General features: G+C 68.9%; 14 protein-coding genes. 11 read left to right on the top strand and 3 right to left on the bottom strand.

The window, feature by feature from the left end:
- Positions 1-18: 18 nt before the first annotated feature.
- Entirely contained in the window at positions 19-3066 is a 3048-nt protein-coding gene (locus tag RM788_RS02640) for an AfsR/SARP family transcriptional regulator (protein WP_315929851.1), read from the bottom strand.
- 337 nt (positions 3067-3403) lie between these two features.
- Between RM788_RS02640 and RM788_RS02635 the strand changes: the two genes are divergently transcribed.
- From RM788_RS02635 to RM788_RS02595, 9 genes are all read left to right on the top strand, one after another.
- A complete protein-coding gene (locus RM788_RS02635) occupies positions 3404-4834 on the top strand; it encodes an aspartate aminotransferase family protein (protein WP_315929850.1) in 1431 nt (476 codons plus the stop codon).
- The gene (locus RM788_RS02630; RefSeq protein WP_315929849.1) at positions 4828-5880 is read left to right on the top strand and encodes an NAD-dependent epimerase/dehydratase family protein; all 1053 of its coding nucleotides are present in this window, start codon (positions 4828-4830) and stop codon (positions 5878-5880) included. Before RM788_RS02635 ends, RM788_RS02630 begins: the two co-directional genes overlap by 7 nt.
- 16 nt (positions 5881-5896) lie before the next feature.
- Positions 5897-6832 carry a UbiA family prenyltransferase gene (locus tag RM788_RS02625; protein WP_315929848.1) on the top strand — a complete coding sequence of 312 codons (936 nt, stop codon included), beginning with the start codon at positions 5897-5899 and terminating at the stop codon, positions 6830-6832.
- The gene (locus tag RM788_RS02620; RefSeq protein WP_315929847.1) at positions 6829-7893 is read left to right on the top strand and encodes an endonuclease/exonuclease/phosphatase family protein; all 1065 of its coding nucleotides are present in this window, start codon (positions 6829-6831) and stop codon (positions 7891-7893) included. The genes RM788_RS02625 and RM788_RS02620 overlap by 4 nt, the downstream gene beginning before the upstream one ends.
- A 73-nt stretch (positions 7894-7966) precedes the next feature.
- Positions 7967-9022, top strand: a complete 1056-nt coding sequence (locus RM788_RS02615; RefSeq protein ID WP_315929846.1) for a glycosyltransferase family 2 protein — start codon at positions 7967-7969, stop codon at positions 9020-9022.
- Between the two features lie 87 nt (positions 9023-9109).
- The gene (locus RM788_RS02610) at positions 9110-10063 is read left to right on the top strand and encodes a lysylphosphatidylglycerol synthase domain-containing protein (protein ID WP_315929844.1); all 954 of its coding nucleotides are present in this window, start codon (positions 9110-9112) and stop codon (positions 10061-10063) included.
- An 80-nt stretch (positions 10064-10143) separates the two neighbouring features.
- Positions 10144-11286 carry a glycosyltransferase family 4 protein gene (locus RM788_RS02605; protein ID WP_315929842.1) on the top strand — a complete coding sequence of 381 codons (1143 nt, stop codon included), beginning with the start codon at positions 10144-10146 and terminating at the stop codon, positions 11284-11286.
- A 151-nt stretch (positions 11287-11437) separates the two neighbouring features.
- On the top strand, positions 11438-12361 hold the full coding sequence (locus RM788_RS02600; protein ID WP_315929841.1) for a helix-turn-helix domain-containing protein: 924 nt from the start codon (positions 11438-11440) through the stop codon (positions 12359-12361).
- A gap of 188 nt (positions 12362-12549) precedes the next feature.
- Positions 12550-15345, top strand: a complete 2796-nt coding sequence (locus RM788_RS02595) for a GH92 family glycosyl hydrolase (RefSeq protein ID WP_315929840.1) — start codon at positions 12550-12552, stop codon at positions 15343-15345.
- A 643-nt stretch (positions 15346-15988) separates the two neighbouring features.
- On the opposite strand, the gene RM788_RS02590 is transcribed toward RM788_RS02595, so the two are convergent.
- Positions 15989-17581, bottom strand: coding sequence for a sugar ABC transporter substrate-binding protein (locus RM788_RS02590; RefSeq protein ID WP_315929839.1), 1593 nt, complete (start codon positions 17579-17581; stop codon positions 15989-15991).
- A 97-nt stretch (positions 17582-17678) separates the two neighbouring features.
- Positions 17679-18113 (bottom strand): DUF2690 domain-containing protein, encoded by a 435-nt coding sequence (locus RM788_RS02585; RefSeq protein ID WP_315929838.1) that lies wholly within the window; start codon positions 18111-18113, stop codon positions 17679-17681.
- Between the two features lie 152 nt (positions 18114-18265).
- On the opposite strand from RM788_RS02585, the gene RM788_RS02580 reads away from it, so the two are divergent.
- On the top strand, positions 18266-22114 hold the full coding sequence (locus tag RM788_RS02580; RefSeq protein ID WP_315929836.1) for an nSTAND1 domain-containing NTPase: 3849 nt from the start codon (positions 18266-18268) through the stop codon (positions 22112-22114).
- Positions 22115-22804: 690 nt separating this feature from the next.
- The gene (locus RM788_RS02575; RefSeq protein WP_315929835.1) at positions 22805-23626 is read left to right on the top strand and encodes a hypothetical protein; all 822 of its coding nucleotides are present in this window, start codon (positions 22805-22807) and stop codon (positions 23624-23626) included.
- The last annotated feature ends 80 nt before the right edge of the window (positions 23627-23706 follow it).

The following is a 23706-nucleotide window of genomic DNA, read 5'->3' as shown; positions in this document are numbered from 1 at the left end:
GCGGATCCCCCGATGTCGCTAGATGTCGGCGTCCACGGAGGCGAGCAGGGAGGCCACCTCGTACTGCTCGGGCGCGCCGATCCGCGTGTAGATGGCGATCGCGGCCCGCCACCGCTCACGGGCCGTGCGGGCGTCGCGGTGCTCGTAGGACGCCTGGCCCAGCCCGGTGAGCGCGCGGGCCTGCGCGTGGGGCTCGCCCAGCTCGCTGGCCAGGATCAGGGCTTCCCTGTGGTGCGCAAGGGCATTGCCCGCATCGGTCTCACCGAGCCCGTTGAGCGCCTTGACTTCGGCTGACCGGTCCCCGATCCGCCTGGACAGCGCCAAGGCCCACCGGTGGTGCCTGGTCGCCAGCTCCGGCCTCCCGGTCCGTCCGTGGAGGTCGCCGAGATCCGCGAGGGCACGGGCCTTCCCCGCCCGGTCACCGGTCGCCCGGACGATCACCATCGCCCGCCGCTGGTCGTCGAACGCCTCGCCGTAGTCGCCGAGGCGTTCGTGGATGCGGCCCCGCGTCGCCAGCGCACGGGCCGTCGACGCCCGGTCACCGATCCCCGTGGCGAGAGCGAGTGCCTGGTGGCAGTGCAGCAGGCCCCGTTCGTAACCGCCCCGCAGCCCGTGCACGGCACCGAGGTCGGCCAGCGCCCTGGCCTCGCCCGCCCGGTCGCCGACGCCACGGCGCAGGGACAGCGCCCGGTCGTGGCTCTCGAACGCGCTGGCGTAGCGCCCCTTGCGCTGGTCCAGCAGACCGAGGTCGTCCAGCGCCGCGGCGCTGCCGACCTCGTCCCCCATCTCCTTGAAGTTGGCCAGCGCCTCGCGCAGGTGCGACTCCGCGTCCGCGTAGCGCGCCGACGCCAGGGCGACGAGCCCGGCGCCGTGCAACGCGCGGGCCTGGCCGCGCCAGTCCCCGACGGTGCGGACGAGTTCGAGCGCGGCGCCGATGTTCCGCTCGGCCGCCGCGTAGGCGCCCGACGCCCACTGGACGAGGCCGAGGTGGTTGAGCGCGGCGGCCTCGGCGGCGCGGTCGTGCGTGGCGCGGGCGGCCCGCAGCGCGTAGCCGTGGACGACGCGCGCCTCGGCGTGGTGCGCCCTTTCGTGCAGGTACCGGCTCAGCACGCCGGACAGGCTGATGGCGTGCCGGGGGAAGCCGCGTTCGGCGGCGAGGCGGACGGTCGCGGCGAGGTTCACCCGCTCCACCTCCAGCCACTCCGCCGTGGTGGGCGCGTCGGTGGCGCTGCACGACGACGGCACCCTCGGCCGCAGGTGCCGCTCGTACGGGCGCGTGACGTCCATCGCCCTCGCGGCGGTGTGCAGGTAGTGGTCCAGCAGCCGGGAGAGCGCCGCCTGCCGGACGTCCTCGGTGTTGCCCTGTTCGGCCCGTTCGACGGCGTAGGCCCGCAGCAGGCGGTGCATCCGGACCCGCCCGGCGGGGTGCCGCTCGACGAGGTGGGCCGCCGCGAGGACGCCGAGCAGCCGGTGGACCCGCGCGGGGGAGGAGCCCGCCAGCGCCGCCACCGCGGGGTCGGAGGCGTCCTGGCCGGGGTGCAGGCCGATCAGGCCGAACAGCTCCGCGGCCTCGGCGGGCAGCGCGTCGTAGGACCACGAGAACACGGTGCGCAGCGCGGTGTAGGGGTCGTCGCCCACGGTGAGCGCGTCCAGCGGCTGTTCGGCCGTGAGCTCGTCGACCGCCTCGGACAGCCGCTTGCCCGCGACCCGTTCGGCGGCGATCCGCAGTGCGAGCGGAAGCCGGGCGCACAGCCGCGCGATCGCCTGGACCACGGGCGGGTTCTCGTCCGCCACGGGACCGAGCAGGGCGTGCAGCAGCGAGTTCGCGTCCGTCCCGTCGAGCGGGTCGAGCCGCAGGCGGTGGGCGCCGTCCCGTGCGACCAGGCCCGCCAGGTCGTCGCGGCTGGTGACCAGCGCGGCGCAGTCCGCCGAACCGGGCAGCAGCGGCCGAACCTGGTCGGGGCCGTTCGCGTTGTCCAGCACCACCAGCACCTTGCGGCCGTGCAGCAGCGAGCGGTACAGGTTCGCGAGGTTCTCCAAGTCCCGCGGGACGTCGGTGTCCGGTACTCCCAGCGCACGCAGGAACCCGATCAGGGCCTGTTCCGGCGACACGGGCGGTTCGACGTCGTAGCCGCGCAGGTCGACCCACAGCTGCCCGTCGGGGAACCGGTTCTGCGCGTGCCGCGCCCAGCGCACCACCAACGCGGTCTTGCCGACCCCCGCGGTGCCGGTGACGACCATGACGCCGATGGTGCCGTCGTTGCGGGGAACCGAGAACTCGTCGAGTCGCGCCAGGTCCGCCGCGCGGCCGACGAACAGCCCCGACGACGCGGGCAGCTGGTGCGGGACGGGTGTCGGCTCGGCGGGCTCCGGCCGGACCGGCGCCTGCTGGACGGGCTTGGTGCAGCCCTCGACGTCGAGGGCCGGATCGGCCGCCAGCACCCGGCCGTGCAGCTGCCGCAACGCCGAACCGGGGTCGACGCCCACGTCGTCGGCGAGCCGCCTGCGGATCTGGTCGTAGTGCGACAAGGCGTCCGTCGGTCGCCCGCTCCGGTACAGCGCGAGCATCAGCTGGCAGGCGACCCGTTCGTCCAGCGGGTGCGCCGTGGTCGCGCGGACCAGTTCCGCCACCAGCAGGCCGTGTTCGCCCGCGTGCAGCCGCAGGTCGTTGCGCTCCAACTGGGCGGCTAATCGTTCCCTCTCCAGGTGCTCCCGCATGTCGTTGAGCCACGGGGTGTCCAGGTTGGCGAACGGTTCCCCGCGCCAGAGGATGAGCGCCTGGCCGAGCAGCACCACCGCCTGTTCCTCCGTGGAGGCCGACGCCCGCTCGACCAGGTGCCGGAACCGGTGGACGTCCACGATCACCGGATCGGCGGTCAGGCGGTAGCCGCCGGGTCTGCGTTCGATGTGGACCTCGTCGCTCGCGACGAGAGCACGCCTCAAGCGGGACACGTAGCTGTAGAGCGAGCCCGCCGCACCCGCGTGCGGGCGGTCGCCCCAGACCCGGTCGACCAGCTGGTCGACGGACACGGTGCGGTTCACCTCCAGCAGCAGCACCGCGAGCACGCACCGCTGCCGTGCGTGACCTATCGCCGCGGGTAGACCCCCAACACTTGCTTCGACATCTCCCAGTACCGCCAGAACCGTGGACATTCCATCTCCCTGAGTCGTGGTCAGTGGCAACCGCCAACCCATTCAAGAAGTATTCCAAGATCTATCAAGCTTTATTCCAAACACCTGCCGGATGGTGATCCGCGGCAACAATGAAACGAACGGCGACCGGATCCGACCCGGCAACGTGGCAACAATCGACAGCCATCGCCGACTGTTTTCTCTTCACCGACGCGGTGAATCGCGTCTTCTTCACCGGGAACAAGTGCATGACCGACGAGGGGCGATGGCGATGGCGGAACTGATCGGCTTGGAAGGCGCGGAACGGCTCGGCGTCGACGAAGTGCACGACCTGTACCGGAGGTACGTCAACAAGAGCCAGGTCCGGCTGATGACGTCCTTCGGCTTCGGCCGGGAGCTCGTCGACCACGCCGAGGGCGCGTACATCCACACCAGGGACGGTCGGAGGATCCTCGACTTCACCGGCGGTGTGGGCGTGCTCAACCACGGCCACAACCACCCGCGCATCGTGGCCGCCCGACAGCGCTTCCAGGAGCAGCGCCGAATGGAGGTGCACAAGACCTACTTCTCCCCGTACCTCGCCGTGCTGGGCCACGACCTGGCGCAGGTGCTGCCCGGCGACCTGAACAAGTCGTTCCTGCCCAATTCCGGCGCGGAGGCCGTCGAAGGCGCCGTGAAGCTCGCTTTCAAATACCACGGAGGCAAACGGGGGACGATCCTCCGGTCGGACATCAGTTTCCACGGAAAGCTGCTCGGTTCCGGTGGGCTCACCGGCGGCGCGCAGAACCACTTCGCTTTTCCGACGATTCCCGGAATCGGATCGTTCCGCTACGACGACCTGGATTCGGTACGGGAAGCCGTAGCGGCCGCCCGCCGCCCGGACGGCCGCTGCGACGTGTACGCGATTCTGATCGAACCGTTCAGCGCGTCGACCATCCGCTGGTGCTCGGAGGACTTCCTGCGCGGGCTGCGCGACCTGTGCACCGAGGAGGACATCGTCCTGGTCTTCGACGAGATCTACACCGGGTGGGGCAAGACCGGCAGCATGTTCCACTTCACGCAGTACCCCGGACTGGTGCCCGACGTGGTGACCACGTCGAAGTCCTTCGGTGGCGGCAAGTCCTCGATCTCGGCGTACGTGGCGCGGGAACCGGTGTTCCAGCAGGCGTACGAGAACATGACCGACGCCATGATGCAGAGCACCAGCACGACCTACTACGGCTTCGGCGAGGAGACGGCCACCGCGATCGAGGCGATCTCCGTCGCGGTCGAGGAGGACTTCCCCGGCCGGGCGCGGGCGATCGAACGCGTGCTGGCGCCGGGGCTGGACCGCATCCGCAAGGCCCACCCGGACGCGGTGGCCGAGGTGCGCGGCGCCGGTGCGCTGTTCGGCGTGTTCCTGTCCGGCGGTCCGCGGATCCTGGACACCATCGGCAAGCTGCTGCCCGCGGGCCTGGCCAAGGACCCGTTGCTGCGGACCAAGATAATCACGTCAGCGGTCGTCAACGCCCTCTACCGCGACCACGACATCTTCACCTACTACACGCTCAACGGGCAGAGCCCCCTCGTGGTGAGCCCGCCGCTGGTCACCGATCTCGCGGACGTGGACCGGTTCCTGGAGGCCCTGGACGCCACCCTGTCGGTCGGCATGACCAAGCTGCTGACGAAGTTCATCCGCGAGCGGGTGAGCTCGCTGTGGTGAACACCGCCCTGCCCGCGCGGATCGCGGTCACCGGCGCCGCGGGCGTGCTCGGCTCGAACCTGGTCACCAGACTGCTGGCCGAGGGCTGCCAGGTGCACGGCATGGACCTGCGCCCCATCCCGCCCCGGCCGGGGTTCACGCCCTTCACCGGCGACATCCGCGACGCGGCCGCCGTCGCCGAGGCGGTGGCGGGCACCGACGCGCTCGTGCACTGCGCCGCGGCGCTGCCCAGCTACCCGGCGGCCGAGATCCGCTCGATCATCGTCGAGGGCACCTCGACGGTGCTGCGGGTCGCCGCCGCCGCCGGGGTGGCCCGGATCGTGCACATCTCGTCCACGGCCGTCTACGGCCTGCCGAGCCGGGTCCCCACGCCGGAGGACCACCCGCGCGAACCCGTCGACACCTACAGCGCCGCCAAGGCGGAGGCCGAGGTGATCGCCGAGCGGTACCGGGCGGAGGGCGTGTGCCTGCCGATCGTGCGGCCCAAGACGTTCGTCGGCCCCGGCCGGATGGGCCTGTTCGCGATGCTGTTCCAGTGGGCCGACGAAGGCCGGAACTTCCCGGTCCTCGGCCGCGGTGACGTCCGCATCCAGATGCTCGGCATCGACGACCTGCTGGCGGCCGTCGTCGCCGTGCTCACCGCCGAACCCGAGGCGGCGAACGACACCTACAACATCGGCGCCGCCAGTTTCGGCACGTTGCGGGAGGACTTCCAGGCCGTGCTGGACGCGGCCGGGCACGGCGGGCGCGTGGTGTCGATCCCGATCCGACCCGCGATCGGCGTGCTGGGGTTGCTCGAACGCCTGCACCTGTCCCCGGTGTACGGGCGGCTGGCGCACAAGCTGCGCGCCGACTCCTACGTCAGCATCGACAAGGCCCGTTCCCGGCTCGGGTTCGCGCCCGCCCTGTCGAACCAGGACGCCGTCCTGCGCACCTACGAGTGGTGGCGCGCGCAGCGCGGCAAGCCCACGCCGCGCGGCGGCGGTCGCACCAGCCAGGAGCCGTGGCGCCAAGGCGCGCTCGGTCTGTCCAAGATCTTCTTCTGAGCGAGGAGAAAGCCCTGTGTCCACACTTCCCCTGCCTGCTCCGACCACACCGGAGCCGATGACCGCGTTACCCGGCCGCGGACCCCTGCGCGCCCTCGTCGCGCTCGTCCGGCCCTACCAGTGGATCAAGAACCTGGTCCTGCTACCGCTTCCCCTGCTGCACCCGCAGGTCTGGAACGCGACCGGCGTGCTGCACCTGCTGGGCGCGCTCGCCGTCTTCACCGTCGCCTCCTCGATCGTCTACATCGGCAACGACATCGCCGACCGCGACCGGGACCGGCGACACCCGATCAAGCGCAACCGCCCCCTCGCGGCGGGGCAACTGACCGTCTCGACGGCCGTGGTCTTCGGGATCGTGCTCCTCGCGGTGCTCGCCGCGCTGATCGCCCTCGTCGAGCCCCTGCTGGCCGCGCCGGTCCTGGGCTACCTGGCGCTGAACGCCGCGTACAGCTACGGGCTCAAGCACGTGCCGGTGGTGGAGGTGTTCGCCGTCGCCGTCGGGTTCGGGCTCCGGCTGATCGCCGGGTACGTCGCGGTCCACCTGGACACGTCGTGGTGGCCCACCATGGGGGTGTTCCTGCTGTCCGTGGTGGTGGTGCTGGGCAAGCGGCGCCAGGAGCTGGGACTGCCGGACCAGGCGCACCGGCCAGCGCTGCGCGGCTACACCAAGGGCTTCCTCGACCAGCTGGTCGTGCTCAGCGCGGCCCTGGCCGTCACGACCCTGCTGTTCTTCCTGGCCACCTACGAGTTCCCGTTCGGCGTGCAGGTGATGCCGCTGATCCTGCCGCTGACGCTGCTGGGGCTCTTCCGGTACCTCCAGATCGTCTCCGTGAGCGGTGGCGGCGGCGATCCGGTGCGCATCCTGGTGCGGGACCGGATCATCCTGGTCTCCGGCGCGCTGAGCGCGGTCATCTGGCTGGTGCTCCAGCTCGTCGTCCACGACTGGCTGTGACCGTGGCCGCGACCGACCCGATCGCCCTGTCGTCGTTCGAGACCGTCCGCTGGTGCCGTGGCACGAAGCTGCTGGTGGCCGCGTCGGTGGTGTGGGTGGTGTTCCTGGCCGCCCACCTGCTGCTCGCGGGCCGCTGGTGGCTGTGGAGCGCCGTGGAGACCATGCCGCCGATGGTGATCCTCCTCGTCCCGCTGGTGCTCCTGGCGTTGGCGCCCCTGGCGCGGCCGGTGCGCGGGAAGCTGGTGCCGCTCCTGCTGGCGGCCCTGCTGGCGGGCGTGCCCTTCGCGGGCATCAGCTTCGCGGTGCTCACCGGCGGCGGGAACGCGGAGAACGGGGTGAAGGTGTTCTCCTGGAACACCGAGTACTGGCACATGGCCGACGACCCCGGCGACTTCTACTCGTACCTGCGCGCCGAGGACGCGGACGTGTACCTGTTGCAGGAGTACCTCTTCTGGGACGGCGGGCCGGTGCGCATCGACGACCTGGCGCGGGTGCGCGCCGCGTTCCCCGGTTACCAGGTGGCCCAGGACAGCGAGCTGATCACGATCTCCCGGCTGCCGATCCTCACCTCGCGGCTGTTGGAGGTGACCGACCCGGACTGGCGCGGCAGTCGGATCCTGCGCACCGACATCCGGGTCGGCGGCCGCGTGGTGTCCTTCTACAACTCGCACTTCGCGGTTCCGATCGACCTGTCCCTCTCGCCGTTCTCCGGTGAGTTCTACGACTACCTGCACGAGCAGTACGTCCGGCGCCAGGACGAACTGGCCGCGCTGCGCGCCGACCTGGCGACGAACCACAACCCCGTCCTGGTCGCGGGCGACTTCAACTCCGCGTGGGTGGCCAACCTGCTCCGGCTGCGCGACGGGGTCGAGCGCCGCGACCCGGACACGGGTTCCCCCCTTCCCCTGTCGTGGCCGGGGGAAACCATTCCACTGCCGCGGCTGTGGCGGCTGGACTGGGTGTTCACCACCGATGACGTGCGGGTGGAGCACTACCGGTTCGACGCCGATCTCGGCTACTCCGACCACTTCGCCCAAGAACTCCGGATCTCGGTGACCTGATGAGCGGGAGAACGACGATGGCCAGGACCAACGACTTCGACATGGCGGTCGCGCTGGTGGCGGGGGTGGTGCTGTGAACGAGGAGACCACGTCGGACCGGCCGCTGGTCTCGATCATCATCCCCAACTACGACTACGCGAAGACGCTCGGCGCCTGCCTGCGCGCGGCGTTCGGGCAGACCCACCACCCGCTGGAGGTCGTGGTCGTCGACGACGGCAGCACCGACGAGTCCGTCCGGATCGCCGAGGAGTTCCCCTGCGAACTGCTCAAGACGGCCAACGGCGGCGTCTCCTCGGCCCGCAACCTGGGTGCGCGGCACAGCCGCGGCGAGATCCTGTTCTTCCTCGACTCCGACGTGGAGTTGCGCCCCGACGCGGTCGCCGTCGCGGTGGAACTGCTCGACGCCGACCCGTCGCTGGGGGCGGTGTGCGGCATCTACGACTGGGTGCCGCTCGTGGACGACGGCGTGGTCGAGCGGTACAAGGTGCTCCACGGCCACTTCTGGCGGGTGCGCAGCGCGGGTGAGGTGCGGTTGGCGTCCTTCTCGCTCGGGGCGTTCCGGCGCGGGGTGTTCGAGGCGGTCGGCCCGCTCGACGAGAACCTGCGCTACACCGAGGACGTCGAGTACGGCGCTCGCATGTCGGCGGTGTCGAGGATCGAGACGTCCACCAGGATCGTCGGCAGGCACGACGACGACGACAAGCTCTCCGTGTTGCTGCGCAAGCAGTTCACCCGCTCGATCCCCCTGGTCGCGCTGTTCGTCCAACGTGGACCCGAACGTCCTCGGCTGGACGACACGGCCTTCCGCCCGACCGGCGTGGCCGCCGCGACGATCGCCGTGGCCGCCGTGCCCGCGGCCCTGGTGTGGCCGTGGCTGCTGCCGTTGCCCGCGCTCTGCCTGGTGGCCTTCGCGGCGAGCGAACGGGCGTTGCTGGGCTTCGTGCGCGGGAAGGCCGGGACCCGGTTCACCTTGCTGTTCCTGGTGCTGCACCTGTTGATGAACTTCACGACCGGCGCCGCGGCCGGGGTCGGCGCGGTGCGGTGGCTGGTCTCCGGTCGCTTCCGGCGCTACTACCGGCAGGGCGAGCGGGTCCCGACGACGTCCGCGCGGGGAGCCGTCGATGCCTGACATCGAGTCCGCCGACCCCGTGGCGCCGTTCTCCCGCGACGAACAGCGTGCGTTCCGGCGGCCATCCCTCGCGGCAGGAGGCCCGCGATGACCGCACAGGCGGGGAAGAAGCACCTGCCGAGGTGGCTGCGCATCGCCGCCACCACGACGATCCTCGTCATCGCGGCCGTCTACATCGGACACGACCTCGTCGGCAGGGGAGAGGAGACCCTCCAAGCGCTGCGGGCGCTGCGACCCGCCCCGCTGGTGCTGGCCCTGCTGGTCGTCAGCGCCGGTGTGGTGATCACGGCGCTGTCCTGGCGGGAGCCGCTGAGCGCGATGTCCGGGCCGATCACCTCCGGCGACGCCATCCGGCTGTTCGCCGCGGGCCAGCTCGGCAAGTACGTGCCCGGCGTGATGTGGTCGGTGGTGCTCCAGGCCCAGCTCGCCGCCCGTTCCGGCATCACGTCGACCCAGATCGTGGCCACCTTCGGCGTCTACGCGCTGATCTCCATCGCCACCGGGGCGGGCATCGGGCTGCCCGCGACGGCCGCGCTCGCCGACGACCGCCCGGTCTGGGTCACCGGCGGCATGATCGGGCTCGCCGTGGTGGGGTTGCTCGTCCTGCCGTGGGTGCTGCGCCTGGTGCTGCACCGGGCGTCGCGCCTGCGCCTGCTGCGCGACCGATTGGCACCGGTGGGCATCAAGCCGTTGCGCCGCTCGATGCTGCTGTGCACGGTGTCGTGGCTGGTCAGCGGTCTGCACGTGTGGGTGCTCGCGATCGCGCTCGGCGCGTCGCCCTCGGCCGCGCTGCTCCCTTGCGTCGCGGGCTTCGCGCTGGCCACCGTGGCGGGCACGCTCGTCTTCGTGGTCCCCGACGGGCTCGGCGTGCGCGAGGGCGTCCTGGTGGCCGTGCTCAGCGGTTGTCTGCCCCTTCCTGCCGCGGTCGTCGTCGCGACGGCCAGCAGGGTCCTGCTGATCTGCTCCGACGTGGTGATGTTCCTCTACGGCTCGTGGTCCGCCCGACGCGCCCGGGTCGACCCGGCCCCGATCCCGCGGTGAGCGGGACCCACGCCGACCACCTGTGACCACTTTGCCCGAGAACTGCGGATCTCGGTGTCCTGACGAGCGGGAGAACGATGATGGCCAAGACGAACGACTTCGACGTGACGGTCGCGCTGGACTACTACGCGCCGTACGTCAGCGGCCTCACCGAGGCCGCCAGGGTGATCGCGGAAGGGCTCGCCGCCCGCGGCTGGCGGATCGCGGTCGCCTGCGCCCAGCACGACCCCACCCTGCCCAAGCGCGAGGTGATCAACGGCGTCCACGTCCACCGGGCGCCGGTGATCACCCGCATCAGCCGCGGCTTCCTGTGCCCCGCCTTACCCGTGCTGACCTCGCAGCTGGCGAGCCGGTCGGCACTCCTGCACCTGCACCTGCCCATGCCCGAGGCGGCGTTCATGGTCAACCGCGTGGGCTCGACGAAGGTGGCGAGCACCTACCACATCGACTCCTTCCTGCCGCACGGCGCGATCAACCGGTTCGGCATGCGAGTGGTCGACACGTCCGCGCGGATCGCGATCGGCAAGTCCGACCTGGTGATCGTCAACAGCGACGACCAGGCCCGCGGCTCGCGGCTGTGGCCGACCATGAAGCGGAGACCCCTGCGGGCGATCTCCTCACCGTGCCTGGACCGCCGCGGTGGCGAGCCGACGCTGCGCGACGGCACGGGCCTGCACGTGGGCTTCATGGGGCGCATCGCCGTGGAGAAGGGCATCGAGTACCTGATCCGCGCCTTCCGGGCCATCGACGACCCGGCCGCCCGATTGCTGCTCGCGGGCGACTACGAGCACATCGCAGGCGGCAGCAACATCGCCCAGTTGCGGGTCGAGGCGGGCGACGACCAGCGCATCCGGTTCCTCGGCATGCTGCGCGGCCAGCGGGTGCGCGACTTCTACGCCTCGATCGACGTGTTCTCCCTCCCGTCCATCTCCGAATCCTTCGGCATCGTCCAAGCCGAGGCCATGATGACCGGCGTCCCGTCGGTGACCACGGACATCGCCGGCGGCCGCTACCCGGTGCAGGCCACCGGTTTCGGCCGAATCGTGCCCCCGCGCGACCCGGCGGCGCTGCGCACCGCGCTGCTCGACCTTTCCTCGATGTCGGCCGAGGAGCGGTTGGCCGGTCAGCGCACGGCGCTGGAGATGTTCGGTGTGGAGGCGTGCGTCGACGCGTACGAGGACGCGTTCCAGTTGCTGACCAACCGCGTGCGCCGCGTGGCGTGAGGCGTTGGGGCCGCAGTTCGGGACGTAAGTGGTCGTCGTCCTGATTGCGGAGGAGACGGCGCGGCTGGTCTGAACGCCGTCACGGGTCGTCGTGCCCGCGGGTTAGGATCGACCTGGTCATCAGGTGTCGAGAACGGGCTCAGGTGACGGCATGGGTGGATCGGGTGAACCGGTGCGGAGGCCGTGGATCGACGGTGGTCCGCCCGGTGGGCTGTTCCACGTCGCACTCCGCGCGGCCATCCGGGAACGCGGTCTCACCCTCGAACGCCTGCGGTTCCACCTGGCCCAGCGGGGTGTCTCGGTCGGCTTGTCGAGCCTGAGCAACTGGCAGAACGGGCACAGCCGCCCGGAAACCCCGGCGTCCCTGAACGCCGTGCGCGAACTGGAGCGCGTCCTCGGCGTCCGACCGGAGTCGTTGGCGCGCCTCGTGGCGACGGGCGGCAGGGGGCAGGCCGCGAGGACGCCTGCCCCGCGCTGCGCGGACATCGCGCCGGTCACCGATCTGCTCGACGTCCTGCTGTCCTCGGACAACCAGGACGTCGAGGTGATCGGCGTCCAGCACAAGATCACCGTCGACGCCGAGCGGTGCGCGACGTCGCTGTGGTCGCAACTCCTGGTCCGCGCCGTGCGGGACGGCGTGGACCGGTACGTGGTGCGCTACTACGGGAACCCCTCCTGCGTACCCGGACTGGTGGTCGCACGAGGGCTGGTCAATTGCCGTCTGGGCAGGTTCGTACCGCATCCCAGCGCGCCAGGGCTGGTCCACGAGTTGCTGTTCGACCACGTGCTGCGGGCGGGGGAGACGTGGGTGTTCGAAAGCGAGCTGGTCGACCCCACCGCGGGGGTGTCGACCGAGTTCGCCTACGGGTTCCGCAACCCCACCCGGCAGTTCCTCCTCCAAGCGCGCTTCGACCCCCGCGCGTTGCCGCTGCGCTGCTACGCCTTCGCCCAGCAGGACCTCGAGGACGAGCGGCACACGACCGGCGACCTCCGCCTCAGCGAGCACCACTCGGTCCACCTGCTCGCGTCCGCCATCGACTCCGGTGTGCTGGGGATCGGGTGGCAGTGGACCTGACTCCACGCGCCCCGGCCGGCGTCGGGGCGGTGCACTGTAGTGCCGGGGGACGGGCGGGCCCAATGGGCGAAATTTCGGCTCTGGCAGCGCCACCGCGACGGGCCTAGACAGGGAGCACCGTCCCTGCAGGTCGTGGAGGCAGCATGCGTCCATTCGTCCAGACCCACCGCTCTACCCTGAAGACAACGTTGTCAGCCCTCGGAGTCGGAGCACTGCTGATCGCGTCGGTCGCGACCCCGCCCGCTCGGGCCGCCGCAGCCGTCGCCGACCCCGCCGGCCTGGTGAGCACCCTGATCGGGAGCAGCAACCACGGCGAGACCTTCCCCGGCGCGACCACCCCGTTCGGCATGGTGCAGTTCAGCCCGGAGAACACGCGAGGTGACCAGACCCGTGCCGCGGCGCCCGGCGGCTACCGCTACGACGCCACGCGCATCAGGGGATTCGCGCTGACGCACATGTCCGGCACCGGGTGCGCGGGCGGCTACGGCGACATCCCGTTCCTGCCGCACGCGGGCGCGGTGGACACCTCGCCCAGCGCCGACACCACCGACGCGAAGTACGCGAGCGACTTCGCCCACGCCGACGAGAGCGGAACCGCGGGCCAGTACCAGGTCGGGCTGGCCTCCGGGATCGGTGCGGAACTCACCGCGACCACCCGCACCGCCGCCGCGCGCTGGACCTACCCGGCGGGCAAGACCGCCTCGCTGCTCGTGCGCACGTCGAACTCGGAAGTGGGCAGCAGCGCCGCGCAGACCACGGTCGACACCGCCAACCGCACCATCTCCGGCTCGGTGACCAGCGGCAACTTCTGCGGCTACATCAACGCGATCGGCAGGCGCAGCTACTACACCCTGCACTTCCACGCCGTGTTCGACCAGCCGTTCACCAGCACCGGCACCTGGCAGGACGGCACGCTGCGGCCCGGCACCACCAGCGCGTCGGGAGGCACCACCTACGGGACCAACGGCTACCCGGTCGCCGGTCGCGGCTCCGGTGGTTACGTCACCTTCGCCGCGGGCCAGGCGGTCACCATGCGGGTCGGCATCTCCTTCGTGAGCCAGGCCAACGCGCAGGCCAACCTGGAGGCGGAGAACCCGTCCGGAACCGGCTTCGACTCGGTGCGGCAGGCCGCCCGCGCTGCCTGGAACACCGAGCTCCAGCGCGTCGAGATCACCGGCGGCACCGCCGCGCAGCAGACCACCTTCTACACCGCCCTCTACCACTCCCTGTTGCACCCCAACGTGTTCAGCGACACCAACGGGCAGTACACGGGCATGGACCAGGCGGTCCACACCGTGTCGGGCGGCCAGCGGGCGCAGTACGCCAACTTCTCCGGCTGGGATGCTTACCGCAGCCAGTTGCAGCTGCTCACCCTGGTGCGACCCGACGTCGGCGGCGACATAGCCCAGTCGTTGTTGAACCAGGCCAACCAGAACAACGGCGTGTGGGACCGGTGGACCCACGCGGCGGGCGGAACCCACGTGATGACCGGCGATCCCGCGCACGCGGCCGTGCCGAGCATCTACGCCTTCGGCGGTACGGGTTTCGACGCGCAAGGCGCCCTGGCGTCGATGGTGCGCGCCGCGACCACGGTCACGAGCGCGGACCTCAGCCGCGACGGGTGGAACGTCATGGTGGTCGGCGAACGACCATCGCTGGACAAGTGGCTGTCCAAGCACTACATCCCGGCCAACGGCAACGCGTGGGGCGGGGCGGGGGAGACCCTGGAGGACTCCGTCGCCGACTTCGGCGTCTCGCAGCTGGCGGCGCGACTGGGGCAGAACACGACCCGCGACGAGTTCCTCGCTCGCGCGCAGTACTGGGCGAACGTGTACAACCCGGCCAACGGCGGGTACGCCCAGGACCGCAACGACAACGGCACTTGGCCCTCTTCGGATCCGGCGGGCAGCGGCGGGTTCGCCGAGGGCAGCGCGGCGCAGTACACGTGGATGGTGCCGCACAACGTGCGCGGGCTGTTCGACAAGATGGGCGGCAACGCCACGGCGACCACCCGGCTGGACACCTTCTTCCACCGCGCCGACGGGACCTGGGCGTTGACGGGAGCAGGCGGGCTCAAGGCCGAGATGAACAATGAGCCGTCCATCGGCGCGCCATGGCTCTACGACTTCGCGGGCAGTCCCCACAAGACCCAGCAGACCGTGCGCCAGGTGGTCAACACGCTGTGGTCGAACGCGCCGGGCGGCATTCCGGGACAGGACGACCTGGGAGCCATGTCGTCGTGGTACGTCTGGGCCGCCATGGGCCTCTACCCGCTCGCCCCCGGCCGCGCCGAACTGCTGGTCGCGAGCCCGTTGTTCCCGCGGATCGTGGTGCACCGCGGCAACGGCGCCACCCTGACCCTCGACGCCCCCAACGCCGCCGCCGCGTCGCCCTACGTCCAGGCCCTCGCGGTCAACGGCGTTCCCACGACCAAGCCGTGGCTGCCGGAATCCTTCGCCGGCACCGGGGGCACCCTGTCGTTCACCCTCGGCACGACTCCCAACACGGGGTGGGGCAGCGCCGCGGCCGACGCGCCACCGTCGTTCGACACCGGCACGCAGGCGCCGACGAACCTGGCGCTGGGGAAGCCCGCGTCGGGATCGGTGTCGTGCAACGGGAACGAGACCGCCGACAAGGCGGTGAACGGGAGCGTGTCGGGTGGTTCGTCGGACAAGTTCTGCTCCACGGCGGCGGTGAAGTACCTCCAGGTCGACCTGGGCCGCAAGCTCGACCTGGGGTCCGTCGTGGTGAGGCACGCAGGCGCGGGCGGTGAGAACGCGGCGTGGAACACGCGGGACTTCGACGTGCGGGTGTCCGACGACGGTGCCACGTGGTCGACAGCGGTTCAGGTGCGGGGCAATACGGCCAACGCGAGCACGCACGCGGTGTCGGTGTCGGGGCGCTACGTCAGGATCGACGTGCGGGCCTCGGAGCAGAACGGCAACACCGCGGCCCGCGTCTACGAGGTGGAGGTGTACCAGTAGGCGCACCGCGGGACACATCGGGTGGTGCGCGGCTGGAGCGGGAGAACCGCGCCATGCCGCCGCGATCCCGGAGTCCGCGTCCGCTTCCGCGCGGCGCAACCAGGGCCTGTTCCCGGACCTCGTCCGAGGGGATCCGGGAACAGGCCCTGGGCCGGCTGGGTCGAAGCTCAGGGGCCCCGGTTCGGAGTCTGGCCGACCTCAAGTGCCCGTCCTGACCCGGTCTGGCGTCGGGATCACTCCGAGTACCCGCCACATCGTGGTCCGGTCGATTCCATTCGGTGGACTGCGGGGATCTCGCGACCACACCTGTCGTGACATCGTGCGGGGTGATCGCACCCCGCTGGTCGACGGTCGTCCGAGGATCAGGCCACGATCGGTGCGAGAGCGTCAGGCCCTGTGGTTCGAGGGCGCTTCGCGCTTGAACTGGCCGAGGCTCGACACGTCGTGCACGTCCCGCGGGATGACCTTGTACCCCTCGTAGACCGCAGGCGATCAGTGGTTCGCTACGGCACAATTCGCGACCTGACCGCCCCACCAAACTCGGGGCAGCTCAGGCTTGCATACGACCAGCGCGTCAGAAGAAGGGCACCAAACCACGCCGAGCTGGTTGGACGACACGCCAAGAGATCACGTCAAGGTGAATTTACATTGATCCAAGTAGTTCATCAGCCGCAATGGCAGCCTCCTGCGCGACGACCTCACCGGCGACTCCGGAGACCGCTGCCAGTTCCGCTCGCTCGAGTATCCGCCACAGTTTTCGCATGCAGGGATCAGCTGGCATCGGCTGCCCCAACTCGCAGAGGTCGTAGAACGCTTTCAGACCGGCATCCGCTGATGGCACTCCTCTCAAGGCGTTCGGAGCTCCGATGCTCTGAGAGAGAGCACTCATGACGTGCTCGTGCGTCAGGTAGTCGGCGAACAGGTCGTGAGCGATGATTCGATTGGGCCCTTTGCTCGTCACGACGAATCCGTGCACCAGGCTCAACGCTTGCGCAGGACCGCCGTCTGCGAAGCCGGGAACAGCGGTGATGGCGAATGGAACGCCGTGTTCGCTGACGTGGGCGAACGCGTCGGAGCTGGTGATGAGGTAGGGAGTCCGGCCTCGGGCGAAGAGGTCGAACGCTTCTTGCGCGTCCATCGACCTCCGCAACACGCTCAGGCCCGATTCGCCCAGTTCCCGCAATTTCTCGAACGCCCGGATCGACCCCGGACCGCCCAAGCCGGTAGAGCCGCGTCGACCGAACAGCGTGCCGCCCGCGCTGGTGAACAGCGGCCAGATCTGGAACGGATCGCCGTTCTCGCCGATGCGAACCGCGAGCGCCTCGTCCACGCGGCCCCTGGATTTCAGTTCCGCTCCGTGTGCGATCAACTCGTCGAACGTCGACGGAGGGGACGGCGCCAACTCGACGTTGCGGAACAGCGCGACGGTGTCGACGGTCGTCGGCAGCCCGTACAACCTCCCGTTCATCGTAAGTGCCGACAGAGTCCACTCCTGGAACAGTTCCCGGTGGTGATCCGCCAGCAGCGTGGGTTCGATGAGTCCTCGACTCAAGAGATCCCCGATCCAGTCATGGGGGCACACGAGCGCGTCGACCTCCGGGGCGCGCTCCAGGTCGTCCACGAAACTCGCCTGACTCAGGTCCAGCGAACTCGTGTCGAAGGTGACGTGGACGCCGTACGTGGCTTGGAAGTCGTCCTTGAACCGGGCGACGGCCAGCGCTCGAACCGAATCCGACTTGACGTGGAGAGCGGGTTCCAGCTCGCTGATGCGTCCGTACTGGTTGCGCTGCCACCGCACGCCCGTCACGTCCGTGAAGCAGAGCTTCACCCGGTGGACCGACGTCCGCCCGGCAGACCACCGCTGCGCGGCCGGGCAGAAGACCGCCTTGTCCGAAGGCGGGACGACCAGGAAGTGGAACTTCGCGCCGTCCGACCTGTCGTCGCTGTCCAACACCGTCAGGAAGACCTGGTAGACGGGTGCGCCGGAAGCGTTCCGCACGAAGGCCCCCCAGTTCCCGTCCTCCGACTCGCCCCACCACGCGGAGACCGCGGTGGCTTGGCCCTGCCTCATTAGTTCTTGCTGCCTCTCCCGCAACGCGGCGTTGACGTGGTCGCGGTCCGATTCGATCCGGTACGTCCGGCGGGTGACCACCACCGCCGAGGCGGCGAAGACCAGCGCGAAGACCGAGCCGAACGCCGAAATCCAATCCGGGAACTCGCCCCATCCGATCGCCATCCGCTGTCCTCCAGCCGTGGTGGTGCGCCCAGTGGCGCCGTTTTCGAACCGGGTGGTCGGCCCCCACGCCCGTGGCGGCCGACCACCCGGCCGGACATCAGCAGATGACGATGCTGTACGGACCTGTGTCGGCCTGGTAGCCGGGACCCTGGATCATGACCGAGAACTCGATGCAGGTGGAGCCGGGGGCGTAGACCTGCATGCTGTAGCTCCACACGGTGCCGCCGTCGGCCTCCACCGGGAGCCAGTCACCACCCTGCGCGCGGATCGACTTGTAGGCGGTCGTGCCGGGGACCGGGTTGTACAGCCGGATCCAGTTCGTGCCGCACGACGCGGAGTAGCGGACCTCCACGTCGGTGACGTGCGCTCCGTACGCGTCGGTCACCGGTCGGCTCGCGATGGCGGTCGAGCCGTTCGCGCACCCCGTGGTCGCCGGATTGGTGCCGTGGTGCTGGGGGCCTGCCTGAGCTACGGGCGCCCCTGCCAACACCGCACCGGTCACCAATCCGGCAGCGACGAGGTATCTACCCATTACCGCAATAATGCGCTTTCCTGTCATCGGTCTCCCCTTGGTTCCGAATTGTTCGGTTGTGGCTCCATCAAATGGGTGGCAACGCTCCGACGAAAGGGGAATCGGGATGTCCGGACAGATCCGGACGGATACCGAAGGGCAAGCTGAGCGACATGCGCAACCCCTCGGCGAACGATGACCCGGCCAGTCTCGACGACGTCTACACCACCCGTGAGTTCGGAGTTCGGCTTGCGGCCGTCCGTGAACGCGCGAGCTTGAGCATCCGCCGGATCGCCTTGGCGGTAGGCGTGCCCCGCGCCACTGTCGGCGACTACTTCGCAGGCCGTGCGCTGCCCAGCCAGACGATGTCCTGGGTCCTGCCCAAGATCCTCGTCGAGTGCGGCGTCGTCGCTCCGGAGGAGCTGGCCGCGTGGGACCGTGCTCTGCTGCGCGTTCGTCGATTACCCGGACCCGTAAGAGCCGACGCGGTGACGCCTTACCGCGGACTCGAGCCGTTCGGGGCGGGGGACGCGGAGTGGTTTCACGGGCGCGAGGAGTTGTCCCGAACGGCGGCGGCTCTCATCGCAGCAAGAGCGGGCACAGGTGTTCCGGTCGTGGTTGTAGGCCCGTCAGGAGCGGGGAAGTCGTCGCTGGTTCATGCGGGTGTGGTGCCGCGCCTTGCCTGGAACTGGCGCACCACGACACCAGGGCGGGATCCCCTTGGCCGATTGGCGTCGACCATCGGCGCGGGCGGGTCGGCCTGGTTGCGCGATGCGATTGTAGGTAGTCAGGCATCCTTGCGGTCCGCCATTCCCGAAAACGGCGGATTTCTCCTCTTGGTCGACCAGTTCGAAGAACTCTTCACCAATCAGTCTGCGCCGGATGACGTCGGCGTCTACCTCGGCGCGCTTCGGGAAATCGGAACCGCATCCGGAGCGTCGGTGGTCATCGTTCTGCGATCGGACTTCTACGACCAGGCCGTCCGGCTGCCGCTGCTGGCGGCTGCTCTGCAAGAACCCTCCGTCGTCGTCGGCCCGATGTCCGAGGATGACGTGCGCTCGGCGATAGTCGGCCCTGCTCGTCGCGCCAGGATCGAGGTCGAGGACGGGCTTGTCGAACTGCTGGTGCGCGACTTCCAGCCCCACGAATTCGGCACCCTCCCCTTGCTCTCCCATGCCCTGCTCGCCACTTGGCTCGCTGGGGGCAGACGAGCGTTGGACATCGACGCCTACAACGCCACCGGAGGTGTGAGCCACGCTGTCGAACGCTCCGCCGAGGCGGTGTACGGCGGACTCGACAGCGACCAGCGTCGAGTGGCCAAATCCCTGTTCCTCCGACTGGTCCACGTAGGCGACTCGCCGAACGACCCGCGCTGGACCCGTCGGGTAGTCGCACGGACCGAACTCCCGGACGCCACACCAGACCTGCAGTCCGCGGTGGTCGACCGCTTCGTGGACAAACGCCTCTTGACCGCTTCGGAAGGCTCTCTGCAAATCAGCCACGAGGCGCTGGTGCACGCGTGGTCACGGCTGCGTGCTTGGCTGCAGCACGATGTGGAGGAGCGGCGTTTGCTCCGCCGCGCCCAAGCGGCAGCGACGACTTGGCAGGACAGCGGCCATGATCCCGGCGCCCTGTACCGCGGTGGGCAGTTGGCCGCGCTGGAGGAATGGCTGTCCCAGGCGGACCACGTGGATGAGTTGAACGCCGCAGAACGCGAGTTCCTGGCGGCGAGCCTGCACGCACGCGATCAGGAGGTCCGAGCCCGCGAAAGGCAGGTCCGCAGGTTGCGCGCGTGGGTGGCCGCACTGGTAGCGGTCAGCCTGGTCGCCTGCGGGTTGACCGGGGTCGTGGTGCACCTTCGCGGCGACGCGATCGACCAACGCAACCTCGCCGTGTCGCGGCAGACCGCTCTGCGCGCGGACACCCTGGGAAGAACGGAACCGGCCGTGGCCGGGCGACTCGCCGTAGTAGCCCATCGGATCGCCTCCACACCGGAAAGTCGATCCGCGCTGCTCGACGCCGCAGTGACGCCGGCGGTCGCGCGGACCCGCGTGTCCAGCGGCACGGTGGCGACCGCGTCGACCGCTGACGGTAGCCTGCTCGCGAGCGGGAACGTGGAGGGCTCCGTCCGGTTGTGGCGCCGCGAGGACGAGCACCTCCATCCGGTGTCGGATCCGATTCCCGCGGCCTCGGGCAGTCTTTTCGGCGTCGCGCTCGCCCAAGAGGGGCGGCTGGCGGCTGCTGTGGGGGAGGACCGCCGCGTCCACCTGTTCGACACGTCCGACCCGGTTCACCCCGTCGCGCTGCCCGACCCGATGCCCTTGCTCCCCGGCACCGGCTACGCCGTGGCCTTCAGCCCCGACGGGCGGTTCCTCGCTGTCGCGGGCCAAGGCGGCCTGAGGGTGTGGGATCGGACGACGTCCCGGACGACCGGTCCGGTGGGCGGGGACACCGCCGACTTGAAAGCGGTGGCATTCCATCCGGATAGCAGCCTCATTGCTGTCGCGGGTCCGGATCGGGCACCGCGGCTGTGGAGGTTGACCGATTCCGCCGAGCCGACGGAGGTCGTGACCGGGGAGAACTGGCCCTCCAGCGCGAATACCGTGGCGTTCGCACCGAACGGGCGCACGCTGGCGCTGGGAGGCAGCGGTCGCACCGCGCAGCTGTGGACGTTGTCCGCCGCAGGCCCGCTGCTGCCGTTGGGGGAACCACTCGGCGGCTTCGCAGGACCGGTCTACACCATCGCCTTCGCTGCGGACAGCAGGACCATCGCGGTGGGTGGCAGCGACGGTACGACGAGGGTGTCGGAGGTCTCCTCCGGGCGACTCCGGACGTCGCTTCCGCACGCGGCCCCGGTGACCTCCGTTGTGACGCTCCCAGATGACGGGCGGCTGCTGACGGCGGCCGCGGACGGCTACCTCCGGATCTGGTCCCTGCCGGGTCGCACCGTTCCAGGTGGGAGCGGCGCGATCTCGACAGTGGTCTTCACCCCCGACGGTGGTGATCTGCTTGTGTCCGCAGCGGGGAACGATGCCGAAGGACTGCCGGGTGGAGTGCAGCGGTGGGATGTCGGTGACGTGACCAGACCGGTGCCGGTCGGTCTCGCCTTGACTCCGGTTAGCGGCGCACGCACGACCGGTGTGTCGGCGCTGAGCCCGAACGGTGAACTTCTGGCGCTCGGGCAGGCGGATGGTGCGGTCGAGTTGTGGAATCCTACCGTTCCAACCGCCCCAGTCCCCATCGGCGCACCGCTCACCGGCGCGACGGGCCTCGTTCAAACGCTGGTCTTCACCCCGGACGGGCGCACCCTGGCCGTGGGAGGTGACGACCACCGGATGCGGCTGTGGGACGTCGCCGTACCCGCGAAACCCCGGATCGTCGCCGAACTGACCGAGCCGGGGAACATCGTGCTCACTGCGGCGGTCAGTCCGGACGGCACGCTCCTCGCCGCGACGAACGCAGACAACGACGTGTACGTCTGGGACATCACGGCACCGTCGTCCCCCCGGTTCCTCGACCGACTGCACAGCCACACCAACTACACGTACGGCGTGGCGTTCAGCCCGGACGGGCGCACCCTCGCGGTGGGCAGTGCCGACAAGACGATCACGTTGTGGGACATGAGCGACCGGTCGGAGATCCGGCGCGTCGGTGCACCGCTGACCGGGCCGGGCAACTACGTGTACTCGGTGGCGTTCACCCCGGACGGTATGACCCTCGCCGCCGCCAGCACGGACGGCACTGTTCGCCTGTGGGACATCACCGACCCGCGATCGCCAACTCCGATCGCGACGCTCAGGTCGACCGGCCCGGTGTTCACGATCGGCCTGGGCCAGGACGGACGAACGCTTGCCGCCGGGATGGCCGACGGCTCCGTGCGGCTGTGGCCGTTGAACCCCGAGGAGGCCATCGAGCAGCTGTGCACGGGTGCCACCGATCCCCTCGGTGAGGACGAGTGGCGAGTGCACGTGCCAGATCTGCCCTACCGAGACCCGTGCGACGCGTCGGCGTGGTCGCAATAAAGCCAGTGCTGCAGTAGTGGGACGGTGTCCGCTGCTTACCCATCCTTCACGGTGCGGGATCGGCCGGTAAACCGTGGCCGAAGGCGTCGTCCAGTTGTTCGAGCAGCCAATCCTTCCTCGGCGCCTGAGGGTGTACCGGCTGGTGTCGTGCCTGAACGCGCTCGTACACGAAGGTTTCTACGCGATGTGGACTAGTAGTTGGGAACTGTTGATCGGCTGAGGTGGTTATTACCTTTACCCCGGTTTTTGTCGAACGGTGTTTTTGAGCGCCGAACGGTAGTGGATATAACCCCGACTGATCAGCTTTGCCGATACCGCTGTGTCAGGTGCGAAGTGTCCATGTCTCAACGCTTAGCATGGAGGTGTCTTAGGGGGGCGGGAGATGTTGATGGGATACATGAACAAAGTATGTCTCTGTGGCGAGCCGTCAGTAGACGTCCGCCGCGCTGCCGCAGTCGCCGGGGAAGCCGCGAAGCGCAACCGAACTGGCATGATCATGATGGTGACCGGCACGGTCAAGTGGGCTGGCAGTTGCGTTAACCAAACTGCTCAGAGATTGAAAGCCTGCATCTACTTGATCTTTGCTGGGGCTATTTGGACTTCAGCTATAGGTCGCAAAGATGTGACGGAGACGAACAGCTTTCGCCTAGATGCTCGGACTGGTTCTCGAATCGTTTAATGTCATGCATTTTGGTGATTGGGGTTAATGTGGATATTCATGTGAAAAAAAGTCATCAGGTCACTTTGGTAACCTTAGCAATTACTTTCTTGGGTACCGCAATTGGTTTCTTGACATTAGCGAACGATACTAGTTCCTGGCCGTTCGGCGGACCTGGGTGGATCACTGGTATCGTTGGTATCGGTCTAGCCCTCGGTGGTGCGATTCTGGTAATGCGTCAGCCGAAACGCCCGCTGCTCGTGCTTGCAGGTATTGTCGTCATTGCCTTAGGGTCGATTATCGGTACGACGGCAATCGGCGGTGGCGGTACTCCGGCAACTTCGGTAGTTGGCCCCATGTCATTGGGGCGAGGGAAATTGTCGCTAGTCACGCCTGTTGAGGGTCAGATTGTCGGAAATCCGGTACGGGTTTCAGGCAAGATAGATGAGGCGCTGCGCGGGGGTGGCTCCATTTGGTTCTTCATCGCCAATCTTCCGATCACGGGAGGCCCTTTAAGTGGATTTTACTTGAAGGATGGGCCTTGCTCATTGGGTGAAGATGGCAGGAGTTGGGACTGTGGTGACAGGTCTCTGGCCGAGATAGGTCAACGTCAAGTGGGGATTTACATCGTTTATGCCCGCGGGGAAGTTGCTTCTGAGTTGGTTTCCAAGCTGACCCAGGGGGCTAAGTTCGATCAGATGAATGTATGCAATGCAAAAAACGGAAATAAGGTCCCGAATCCATGTGTAGACGATGATGGGCAATCAGATGGGGATCCAAGGAACTTTGCAAAAATCCCTGAAGGAAAGGATTCTGAAATTATGACTAGCGCGAAGATCGGGGTTCGGCGCTAATCTCAAACTTTGAAGGTCCTAATGCAAATGGGTAATCGTGGGATAAGGCTTGAGTAGCCGTTTCGCCTGTCCTGCGTGGT

Origin of the sequence: Umezawaea sp. Da 62-37, from assembly GCF_032460545.1 — a bacterium.
Classification (GTDB): Bacteria; Actinomycetota; Actinomycetes; order Mycobacteriales; family Pseudonocardiaceae; genus Umezawaea.
Note: the sequence above shows the minus strand (reverse complement) of the source record. Positions and strands in the feature narration are given on the sequence as shown.

Excerpts from the sequence above, each read along its gene's own strand:
- RM788_RS02635 (WP_315929850.1), top strand. The coding sequence starts at position 3,404 with ATGGCGGAACTGATCGGCTTGGAAGGCGCGGAACGGCTCGGCGTCGAC.
- RM788_RS02585 (WP_315929838.1), bottom strand. The coding sequence starts at position 18,113 with ATGGGTAGATACCTCGTCGCTGCCGGATTGGTGACCGGTGCGGTGTTG.
- RM788_RS02600 (WP_315929841.1), top strand. The coding sequence starts at position 11,438 with ATGGGTGGATCGGGTGAACCGGTGCGGAGGCCGTGGATCGACGGTGGT.
- RM788_RS02605 (WP_315929842.1), top strand. The coding sequence starts at position 10,144 with ATGGCCAAGACGAACGACTTCGACGTGACGGTCGCGCTGGACTACTAC.
- RM788_RS02590 (WP_315929839.1), bottom strand. The coding sequence starts at position 17,581 with ATGGCGATCGGATGGGGCGAGTTCCCGGATTGGATTTCGGCGTTCGGC.
- RM788_RS02610 (WP_315929844.1), top strand. The coding sequence starts at position 9,110 with ATGACCGCACAGGCGGGGAAGAAGCACCTGCCGAGGTGGCTGCGCATC.
- RM788_RS02580 (WP_315929836.1), top strand. The coding sequence starts at position 18,266 with ATGCGCAACCCCTCGGCGAACGATGACCCGGCCAGTCTCGACGACGTC.